General features: G+C 63.2%; 11 protein-coding genes. 8 read left to right on the forward strand and 3 right to left on the reverse strand.

The features are described from left to right. Positions 1-667, reverse strand: a 667-nt coding sequence (locus FY112_RS37455; protein WP_246700615.1) for a winged helix-turn-helix transcriptional regulator, incomplete at its 3' end; no start/stop codon positions are given. Between the two features lie 208 nt (positions 668-875). On the opposite strand from FY112_RS37455, the gene FY112_RS06065 reads away from it, so the two are divergent. The 7 genes from FY112_RS06065 to FY112_RS06095 all read left to right on the forward strand — a co-directional run bounded on the left by FY112_RS06065 (position 876) and on the right by FY112_RS06095 (position 7,790). Next, the gene (locus FY112_RS06065; protein WP_017961111.1) at positions 876-2,183 is read left to right on the forward strand and encodes an extracellular solute-binding protein; all 1,308 of its coding nucleotides are present in this window, start codon (positions 876-878) and stop codon (positions 2,181-2,183) included. Positions 2,184-2,284: 101 nt separating this feature from the next. Then, entirely contained in the window at positions 2,285-3,175 is an 891-nt protein-coding gene (locus tag FY112_RS06070; RefSeq protein ID WP_017961110.1) for a sugar ABC transporter permease, read from the forward strand. A 4-nt stretch (positions 3,176-3,179) separates the two neighbouring features. Next, positions 3,180-4,097, forward strand: coding sequence for an ABC transporter permease subunit (locus FY112_RS06075; RefSeq protein ID WP_151517964.1), 918 nt, complete (start codon positions 3,180-3,182; stop codon positions 4,095-4,097). Positions 4,098-4,099: 2 nt separating this feature from the next. Further along, the gene (gene ugpC, locus FY112_RS06080; RefSeq protein ID WP_017961108.1) at positions 4,100-5,206 is read left to right on the forward strand and encodes a sn-glycerol-3-phosphate ABC transporter ATP-binding protein UgpC; all 1,107 of its coding nucleotides are present in this window, start codon (positions 4,100-4,102) and stop codon (positions 5,204-5,206) included. 112 nt (positions 5,207-5,318) lie between these two features. Further along, positions 5,319-6,149 carry a glycerophosphodiester phosphodiesterase family protein gene (locus tag FY112_RS06085; RefSeq protein WP_151517965.1) on the forward strand — a complete coding sequence of 277 codons (831 nt, stop codon included), beginning with the start codon at positions 5,319-5,321 and terminating at the stop codon, positions 6,147-6,149. Beyond that, positions 6,146-6,979 carry an inositol monophosphatase gene (locus tag FY112_RS06090; protein ID WP_151517966.1) on the forward strand — a complete coding sequence of 278 codons (834 nt, stop codon included), beginning with the start codon at positions 6,146-6,148 and terminating at the stop codon, positions 6,977-6,979. The genes FY112_RS06085 and FY112_RS06090 overlap by 4 nt, the downstream gene beginning before the upstream one ends. Before the next feature lie 151 nt (positions 6,980-7,130). Continuing rightward, on the forward strand, positions 7,131-7,790 hold the full coding sequence (locus FY112_RS06095) for a metallophosphoesterase family protein (RefSeq protein ID WP_151517967.1): 660 nt from the start codon (positions 7,131-7,133) through the stop codon (positions 7,788-7,790). Between the two features lie 99 nt (positions 7,791-7,889). Here FY112_RS06095 and FY112_RS06100 read toward each other — a convergent pair whose 3' ends face one another. Together FY112_RS06100 and FY112_RS06105 are read right to left on the reverse strand one after the other, a co-directional pair. Next, positions 7,890-8,240, reverse strand: a complete 351-nt coding sequence (locus tag FY112_RS06100; protein WP_151517968.1) for a hypothetical protein — start codon at positions 8,238-8,240, stop codon at positions 7,890-7,892. A gap of 5 nt (positions 8,241-8,245) precedes the next feature. Beyond that, complete coding sequence (locus FY112_RS06105; protein WP_151517969.1) at positions 8,246-9,043, reverse strand: thioredoxin family protein; 798 nt, start codon at positions 9,041-9,043, stop codon at positions 8,246-8,248. Between the two features lie 119 nt (positions 9,044-9,162). Between FY112_RS06105 and FY112_RS06110 the strand changes: the two genes are divergently transcribed. Beyond that, on the forward strand, positions 9,163-10,079 hold a 917-nt coding region (locus tag FY112_RS06110), incomplete at its 3' end, for a helix-turn-helix domain-containing protein (protein ID WP_246700616.1).

Consider the following 10,079-nt stretch of genomic DNA (forward strand, 5'->3'; position numbering starts at 1 on the left):
AGGCGAAGTGCCTGATGTATCGGCCGGCGCCGAACATGGATTCGGCGACCGTTCCCGCCTTGCCGCCATTATGCGCCCAGACCGGCTTGCCGAAAAATTCCGACAGTAGCGGTCCGAGTTCGATGCGCGACCACTCGTTCAGGGGCAGCGGGGCATTGTAGCGGGTGCCGCTGACGTGAAAGCCGGCGATGGCAAAGCCGATCCCGAAGAAAGTCTCTTCCGAGAGGTTGTTCATCCTTTGATGTTCGATGAGCTGCTCACGAACGAGATCGAGCGCCTGGGCCATCGAACGTTCCCGCAAGGCGACGCTACTCTCGGCCAGTACGTTGCCGGCGAGATCCATCAGGCAGATGCCGATCACGTCGGTATTGACCGAGATGCCGCAGGAATAGGCGTAGCGGCCGTCGAGCCGGAGCGTCGGGCTCGGCTGGCCGCGGCCGGCGCCGGGTTTCGGCGAGCCGAAGGAAATGATGCCGCGCTCCTCCAACTGGTCGATGATGCGATAGACGGATTGCTGGGTGAGGTCGGTGTGGCTGGTGACTTCGGAGCGTGAGAGGCCGGGATTGCGCCAGATCAGCCGCAGGAGATCGCGTTCGTTAGAGGAGACGACGCCGCCGCCTTCGCGCAGGAAACGTGGCGCAATCAGCGGCTCCGGGAAATAGGCCATATCCAACACCTCTGCCGTCAATAATTACCATAGGCGTGTAGTAATTAGTGTCGCCTCCGCCGGCATATCCGATATGCAGCCTATAGCAGCAGCCTCACCGAGCTACAAGCGCTTCCGTTCGTCACTAAATTGTTACACGTAGCGTGTAGTAATCCGCCGTCACGGCGTCGGCGCTTGAAGCCGGCCGATCAAATCAGGCGAGGACAAGATGAAGATTTCCATTCTGGCGGCTGCGGCCGCGCTGGTGGCGGGCGCATGTTCCGCGCAGGCCGCCAATATCGAATTCTGGTACGGCAATACGGGCGTCGTCGAAAAGGCGATCCAGGACCAGTGCGCCGCTTTCAATGCCGCACAATCCGAGCATCACATCACCTGCGTCGGCCAAGGCAGCTACGAAGTATCGATGCAGAAGGCGATAGCCGCCTTCCGCGCTAAAAAGCATCCCGTCCTCATCCAGTTCTTCGACGCCGGCACGCTCGACCTGATGCTGTCTGATGCCGTCGTGCCAGTCCAGGAGGCGCTGCCCGAGGTTAAGTGGGACAATTATATCGCCGGCGCCCGGGCCTATTACGAAACCTCCGGCGGCGCGCTTTTCGCGCAGCCTTACAATTCCTCGACGCTGCTGTTCTACACCAACAAGACCGAACTCGAGAAAGCCGGCATCACGAAGACGCCTGATAGCTGGGAAGAGATCATCGAGGCCGCCCGCAAGCTGAAGGCCTCAGGTCATGCCTGCCCCTTCACCACCGATGGCGATACATGGCGCGTGCTCGAACAGTTTTCCGCCCGCCATGGCCTGCCGATCGCCTCAAAGCATAACGGCTATGATGGTCTCGACGCCGAATATGTGTTCAACACGACCTTCGCCGCCAAGCATCTTGAGAATCTGGTCGATTGGCGCAAAGAAGGCTTGGTCAAGCTCAATGCCGATACCAAGGCCGGCAACTTCACTGCCGCCTTCAACACCGGCGAATGCGCGATGATGGAGAATTCCTCGGGTTCCTATACTGCCTCGGCCAAGGCGTTCGAAGGCAAATACGAACTGTCAGTCGGTATGGCGCCGATGTATGAGGGTTACGAGCGCCACAACACCTTTGTCGGCGGTGCCTCGATCTACATCATGAAGGGTCACGACAAGGCCGAGGTCGAAGGCGCCAAGGCCTTCCTCGACTTCGTGCGCCGTCCCGAACAGCAGATGTTCTTGACCGCCGCCACCGGCTACGTCCCCGTCACCAACGACGTGATGGATGCGATCGCCAAGAGCGGCGAGGCGAATTCGCCGAAATATGCGACGGCCGCCGTCGGCATCGAGTCGATGAACCAGCCGCGCACCCCGGATACCCGCGGCATCCGTCTGGGCTTCTATGTGCAGTTCCGTCAAGTCTTCGTGGAAGAGACGCAGAAGGCCTTTGCAGGCCAGGAGACCATGCAGGTGGCACTCGACAATGCCAAGAGGCGTGGCGACGAGCTGCTGCGCCGCTTCGAGCAGACCTACAAGGGCGTGAGGATGCAGTGATCCCGACATCCCACGCACGGGGGCGCGTCCCAAGCGCTCCCGTGCGTCAGGCGTGGGACCCCATACGCCCGTGCCGGTCTTCCCCAATGCAGGGCTTCTCCATGACGTCGGAATCTTCTCTCTTCAGCCACCGCTGGCTGCCGCTTCTGCTGGTAGCGCCGCTTATGCTGCTGATCGCACTCTTCTTCTACGTGCCTGTTTTTCAGGCCTTCTACTGGTCATTCTTCCTCGAGCGCCCCTTCGGCGGTGGCTCGATGTTCGTCGGCTGGGATAATTTTGCCCGCGTGTTTTCCGATCCGGAGTTCTGGAAGAGCTGTTGGCGCACCATCGTCTTCATGGTCACTGCCTCAGCGCTTGCGGTCGCGGTCCCGCTGATCCTTGCGGTCGCGGCCGACCGGAAGATCCGCATGTCGCAGCCGGCGCGCAATGTGCTCGTGTGGCCGAAGGGGGTTGCCGGCGCCTCGATCGGCGTCGTCTTCGCCTTCATCTTCAATCCCTTCGTCGGCGTGCTCGCGCCACTCAACTCAGCCTTTCCTGGCATCTGGGCGCCCGGCATCGACGGTACAGACGCCTTCATCACGCTGATTGCAGCGCATGTCTGGGGTGGTATCCCGTTCAATTTCGTCATCCTGCTCGCCGGCCTGCAATCGATCCCGAAGACCATGCACCAGGCAGCCGCGATGGATGGGGCAGGCCCCTGGCGGCGGATTTTCGACGTGCAACTGCCGCTCATCATGCCGCAGCTCTTCCTGACGCTGGTGCTCGAGTTCACCGAGAGCGTCACCTCGGCCTTCGCGCTGATCGATACGATCACCGATGGCGGTCCTGGCGGCGCCACGACGCTGCTTGTCTACAAGATCTATACCGACGGCTTCAGCGGCTACGACCTCTCCGGCGCCTCGACCCAGACTGCGATCCTGATGGTCTTCGTCGTCCTCCTCACCGCCGCCCAATTCCTCTTCCTCGGCCGGCGCATCAACTACGAGCGGTGACCCCATGATCGAAAACGCACGTTCCCTCAACATCGCAGCCAGCCTCGTGCTCATGGTCGGCATCGTCTATATCCTCGGGCCGCTCTATTTGACGGTGGCGACGGCCTCGCAATCCTATGAATTCATGCTGCGCAACGTGCTCGCCTGGTATCCCGGCGACCAGTTTTTCACCAATGCGGCGCATATCTTCACCGAGACATCAATCCCAATCCAGATGTTCAACAGTCTGGTGGTCGCCTTTGGCGATGCATTGGCGACCTGCGTCCTGTCGCTTCTATCGGCCTATGCCATCGTCTATTTCAGGGTTCGCTGGGCGGGCGTGGCCTTCGCGCTGATTCTGGCGACCATCATGCTGCCGATCGAGATCCGCGTCATCACCACCTACCAAGTGGCGTCGAACGTGTTTTCGCCGGCCAACGCGTTGCTCGATATCACCGGCCTGAACGGGCTGATCGCCGAATATTTCGGCGCGCCGGTGAAGCTCGAATGGAGCGTGCTGAACACGCATTTCGGACTGATCGCGCCGCTTGTCGCGCATGGCACCGGCACCTTTCTGTTCCGTCAGTTCTTCCTCACCCTGCCCAAGGATCTGTTCAAGGCGGCGCGCATGGATGGAGCAGGGCCGATGCGTTTCCTCTTCGATATCCTGCTGCCCTTGTCGCGCACCAGCTTCGCCGCGCTCTTCGTGCTGACCTTCCTCAGCGGCTGGACGCAATATCTCTGGCCGCTGGTCGCCGCCTCGACGTCAGACATGCAGACCGCCGTCGTCGGGCTGGCGCGGCTCGTGCCGGATTCGGAGGGAGAGATCCCCGACTTCCCGATGATCATGGCCGGCGCCGTCATCGTTTCCATCATTCCGCTCGCGATGATCGCGCTCCTGCAGCGTTACCTCGTCCAGGGCCTTACTCTTACGGAGAAATAGCCATGAACGCCATCGACATGGCCATCCGCGCCGCTGCCGCCAACATCACGCTGTCAGGCGTCACCAAGGCCTATGACGCCGAGACCGTCGTCATCCCGCCGATGGATGTCGAGCTCAGGGCCGGCGAATTCACCGTCGTGCTCGGTCCCTCCGGCTGCGGCAAGTCCACGCTGTTGCAGATGATCGCCGGGCTGGAGCGGGTGAGCGGCGGCACGATCGCCATCGGCGGCCGGCAGGTGCAGGATCTTGAGCCGAAACATCGCGGCTGCGCCATGGTGTTCCAAAACTATGCGCTCTATCCGCATATGAGCGTCTTCGACAACATCGCCTACAGCCTCAGGGTCGCCGGCATGGCGAAGGCCGAGCGCATCGAGCGGGTCGGCGCTGTGGCAAAGATGCTCGGGCTTTCCGATTACCTCGGCCGCAAACCGGGACAGCTTTCCGGCGGCCAGCGCCAGCGCGTCGCGATCGGCCGCGCCATCGTGCGCGAGCCGGGCGTGCTTCTATTCGACGAGCCACTCTCCAACCTCGATGCGCAGCTCAGGCACGACATGCGTGTCGAGCTTGCCGAACTGCACCGGCGCATCGGCGCCACCACCGTCTTCGTCACCCATGATCAGGTGGAGGCGATGACGCTTGCCGACCGCATCCTCATTCTCAACAAAGGCCGGATCGAACAATTCGACACGCCGAAGGCGATCTATCACCATCCGGCCTCGGTCTTCGTCGCCAAATTCATCGGCGCGCCGCCGATGAACATCCTGCCGGTCATCGGCGACGGCTCGGTGCTCCGGCTCGCCGACGGGCAGGTGGCGGCGCAAGCGCGGCTTACCGGCGCCTATCATCTCGGCATCCGGCCCGAGGATATCCTGATCGGCGGCGGGGCCGACGGACATGTGGTCACGTCAGCTCTGCGGTTTCGCGAGGATCTCGGCTCGCACGCGATCCTGGCAGCCGCGCTCGGCGGCTCGGTCGTCAGGATCGCGACACCCTTCGGCGTCGAGATACCGGATCACAGCCAACTCTCTCTCAATTTCCCTGCCTCCCGCCTGCATCTCTTCGATGCGGAAAGCGGCAGGGCCATACCAGGCGCATTCGGCGCAAACTAGAACATTTCCGTTTTTCTCCGAAACACGGAAATGTTCTATCTCTTTGTTTTAACACAATTCCGGATGCAACACCGCTGCGCACTTTTGCTGGAATTGTTCTAGAGGAAGTCCCATGAAATACATCGACCACATTGCCGACCCGTCGCGCCCCTGCGCCATCGTCGCCCATCGCGGTGCCTGGCATCATGCTCCCGAAAACAGCCTTGCCGCGATCGAGAATGCGATCGCCGGCGGCTATGACATCGTCGAGGTGGATATACGCCAGAGCGCCGATGGCGTGCTGTTCATCTTGCATGACGACACGCTCGAGCGCATGGCCGGCATCGATCGCATCCCCGAGGAGATGACGATCGCCGAGATCACCAGCCTGCCACTGCGTATGGCCGATGGCGGGCCAGACCAGGCGTTTACGACGCAGACCATTCCGACGCTGGAACAGGTGCTTGAAACCGTGCGCGGCCGCATCTTCGTCGATCTCGATCTCAAGGACCTCGAGATGATTGATATCGTCGCGGCCAAGGTCAAAGAGCTGGGCATGGCCGACCAGGTCGATCTCAAGGCCCGCGCCGACACGCCGGAGGCGCTGGCTTGGCTCGCCAGGCAGCCCGGAATCGACGGCATTCCGTTCATGGGCCAGGCGTTCTTCAGGGTCGGGAGCGCCGAAGAGACTGCCAAGGCAGTCATCGCCGCGCGCCCCTTCATGTGCGAAGCCAAGTTCGATGCGCTTGAGACGCTGGCCGGCCAGCACGAACGTCTGCGCAACGCCGAGATCTCCCTCTGGGTCAACACGCTCGATCCGGTCTCCTGCTGCGGCCTGACCGACAGTGCGGCACTTGAAGATCCCGATGCGATCTGGGGAAGGATGATGGCGGCCGGCATCAGCGTCATCCAGACCGACCAGCCCGCCGCGCTTAAGGCCTATATCGAGGCCCGCCGGGCATGAGGGACGTGTCGGACGACATATTCTCCGCCATCATGGAGGATATGCGCCGGGCGGCGGAGGCGGAGATCCTGCCACGCTTCCTCGGCGTCACCGCCGAGGGCATCCGCACCAAGACCGCGCCCGACGATCTGGTGACCGATGCCGATCTCGGCGCCGAGCGACGGCTCACCGAGGCGCTTTCGGCGCGATTTCCCGAGGCACTGCTCATCGGCGAAGAGGCGGTTTCGGCCGGCTCCGCCATATTGGCGCGGCTTGCCGATGCGGATCTCGCCGTCATCATCGATCCTGTCGACGGCACCTGGAATTTTGCCCACGGCCTGCCGCTGTTTGGCATGATCGTGGCGATCGTCTCCGGCGGAGAAACCGTAGCCGGGCTGATCCACTATCCCGTGACCGGCGACTTCCTTGCCGCCCGGCCGGGGCGGGGGGCGTGGCATATTGCCCGCGACGGCACGCAGACCCGGCTCAGCGTCGCGCCGCCGGGGCCGATCGGGGAAATGCACGGCTTCGTGCCGCGGCATATGTTTCCCGCCGAGGAGCAGCCGGTCTACGCTCGGAGCATGCTGCACTTTGCCCGCACCAGCACATGGCGCTGCTCGGCCTATGAATACCGGGCGGTGGCAACAGGCGCTGTGAGCTTTTCGCTCAACGCCGAGCTCAAACCCTGGGACCATGCCGCCGGCGTGCTGATCCACCGCGAGGCGGGCGGCTACGGGGCATTGCTGAGCGGCGAGGCCTACCGGCCTGTCATGACCGAGGGCCGGCTGCTGTTGGCGCCGGATGCGGAAAGCTGGGAGGCGATCCGGCGGAGTTTTGTCGAGGGGAGATAGCGGTTGCGTTTCGGCAGGACTCTCTGGCTTGCTGCCGGCGCGCCTCGGTGCGCTGGCGTGTAGTTCGGCGGGAGCGCCACCTCTATCTGCGTCATTCTTGTTCTCACAGGAAATCGTATCCAAGTGCCCCGACAGGCGCTAAAAATGAAGCATGCGCTACACGTTCGCCATAGGTGATATCCACGGCTGTATCGATCAGCTGAACAGGATGATCGATCGGATCGAGGCTTATACGTCTGAAGGGACCGTCGTCTTCGTTGGCGATTATATCGATCGCGGGCCTGACAGCAAAAGTGTCCTCGACCGGATCATTGCCGGTCCATCTGAGCCGTGGAGATGGATCTGCCTGAAAGGCAATCATGAGGATATGATGGTCGCTGCCTATGCCGACGGTCAGAGAAGAGCCGTGTGGCTCGGCAACGGCGGGCTGGAGACCGAAATATCCTATGGCGGCAGGGTTTTGCCGCAGCATCTGCAATGGGCGGCCAATCGTCCGCTCGTGCATGTCGATCGGCATCGCATCTTTGTCCATGCTGGTGTCGATCCGCAAACTCCGCTGGAACGGCAGAGCCAAGACGATCTTCTATGGATGCGATTTCCGGTGGATCAGCCAGGCGAATATTGGGGCAAACATCTCGTCCACGGCCATACGCCATCGATGTCGAACCCGATGACGACAGGAAATCGCACCAACATCGATAGCGGCTGCGTCTTCGGCGGCAAGCTTTCCTGTGCGGTCTTCAACGACGATGTTGCCGGCGGGCCGATCGACTTTATAGACGTGGGGGCACGAACTTGGTCGCTTTGGTAATGGGTAAGGCCGGACGCGGTTAAGCGGGAGTGCGACTCGCTCCTCTTCTCCCGCTGGGGAGAAGAGATACCGGCGCCGTCGCGGCGCGTGATCGGTGGCTTATGCCCGCCAGCCGGCGGCGAGCCGTAGCCAGGGCGCCAGGTGGAAGCCGCTCATCAGCAGGTACATCGGCACCATTCCGCCGATCGGGAAGGCATCCGGCGTCGTCGTGCAGATCATGTCGGCGCTGCCGATCGTGGCTGTCAGCAGCGCCATGACCCCGAATGTCGGGGCGGCGGCGAGCGACAGCCAGTTGGCGCTGTGGGCGGCGATCCGGCCGCCCGTGTTAGCGATGCCACTGCTCGGCTTGGCAACTGATCCGTCTGCTGAGGCGGCCAGCGAGAGCCATTCGGCGGCGTTGAGAGCGGCGTTGCCGTCGGCTCCCGTTGGAGTGTGGGCGGAGAGCAGCATCGGCGTCACTCCTTGCCGTACCGGTCGCGGTGGCGCCACCAGATGCCGGTTTCGTTGCGGCCCTTGGGGGCGCGGTCGAGCCATTGGTACATGCCCCAGAGCCCGTCCAGCCCGCGCGCATAGCTGGAATAGCTGTGGTAGACGGCGCCGTCGATAAGCTCGAAGGCGCTGACGCCCGGCCGGTCGCGGGTGTAGGTGGGGACATCGGTGCCGGTCATGGCGGCGATCTGGGCGATCGGGCCCTCGCTGTCGCGCGGCTGCCATTCCTGGACAGTCCTGCCTGGGAGCGGTTCGGGGGCGGGCGGTTCGCGGCGGTAGTTATAATCTACCTCGCCCTGGTGCTGCTGCTCGGCGGAGAACCAGACGCTGAAATCGCCGTTGAAGTCGCTGCCGAAGGAGGAGGCCCAGGGAAAGCTCCAGTCCATCCGCTGCTTGAACGCTTTGAGCTTTGCGAGCGGCGCCCGCGAGACCGCCCAAAAGGCGACATCGTGGTTTTCAAGATGAACGAAGACGCCGTTGAAACCGTCGGCGATCGAGGAGCAGGACGGGCATCCCGCGGTATAATCCGGCCCGAACATGAAGTGATAGACGAGAAGCTGTGAGCGCCCACCGAAGAGATCCTTCAGCGAGACGTTGCCGCCGTCGGTCTCGAAGCGGTATTGCTTGTCGATCCTCACACGCGGCAATTGCTGGCGCTTCGTCGCCAGCGCGTCGCTCTGCCGGGTCAGTTCCTTCTCCTCCTTGAGCAGATTGAGCCTTGCTGCCAGCCATTGCTGGCGTGTTGCGTTCAGCTGTGCCGTCATGGGTCTTCTCCTTTGCCTGTCTCTCGTCGTAGCATCCGGCGCAGGCTTGCTTGCCGGTCGACGCTAAATCTAATGCCGCGTGGAGAAATGGTGGGAGTGACAAGTGTGACGGGATTTGAATGGACTCGCTGATCACGGCAGCGGCGCGGGCGCTGGCAGTGGGCGATGCGCTCGGCGCGCTGAAGCGGGTGGCGCTGCGCGACGATGCGCCGGCGCTGGCATTGCGCGGCATTGCGATGGCGCAACTCGGTGATCTCGTCCGTGCCAAGGCGCTGCTCAAGAGTGCGGCGCGTGCTTTCGGCCCGCGGGAGGCGGTGGCGCGAGCCCGCTGCGTGGTCGCCGAGGCCGAGATCGCGCTGGTCTCGCGCGATCTCACCTGGCCGCCCAAAGCGCTGGAGGCGGCGCGCAAGGTGCTCGAAGCGCATGGCGACAAGGTCAATGCCGCCCATGCCAGGAATATCGAGCTTCGCCGGCTGGTGCTGATCGGCCGGCTCGACGAGGCCGAGCGGGCGCTCGAAACACTCGACCCGACGCCGCTGCCGCCGGCGGCAAGGGCTGCCCATGAGCTCGTGGTCGCGGGTATCGCGATTAGACGCCTGCAGACCAAAGCGGCGCGTGCGGCGCTTGACCGGGCGAGGCAGGCGGCGCGCGAGGCCGGTATGCCCGTATTGACGGCGGAGGTGGAAAATGCTGCCCGCGTGCTCAGCGCGCCGGTGGCACGGCTGATCTCACGCTGGCGGGAAAGCCCGCTGCTGCTGGAAGAGGTGGAAGAACTGCTAGGTTCGGGCGCGCTCGTCGTCGATGCCTGCCGTCATCTCGTGCGCGACGATCAGCTTTCCGTGTCGCTGGCAACGCGGCCGGTGCTCTTCGCGCTCGCCCGCGCGCTTGCCGAAGCCTGGCCGGGGGATATGGCGAGGGGCACGCTCGTCGCGCGCGCCTTCCGCGGCAAACATGCCGATGAATCGCATCGTGCGCGGCTGCGCGTCGAGATCGGACGGCTGCGCGCCGAACTGCAGGCGCTCGCCGAGGTCTCGGC

The sequence above is a fragment of the Rhizobium sp. PEPV16 genome (assembly GCF_008919455.1).
In the GTDB taxonomy this organism is placed as follows: Bacteria; Pseudomonadota; Alphaproteobacteria; order Rhizobiales; family Rhizobiaceae; genus Rhizobium; species Rhizobium leguminosarum_Q.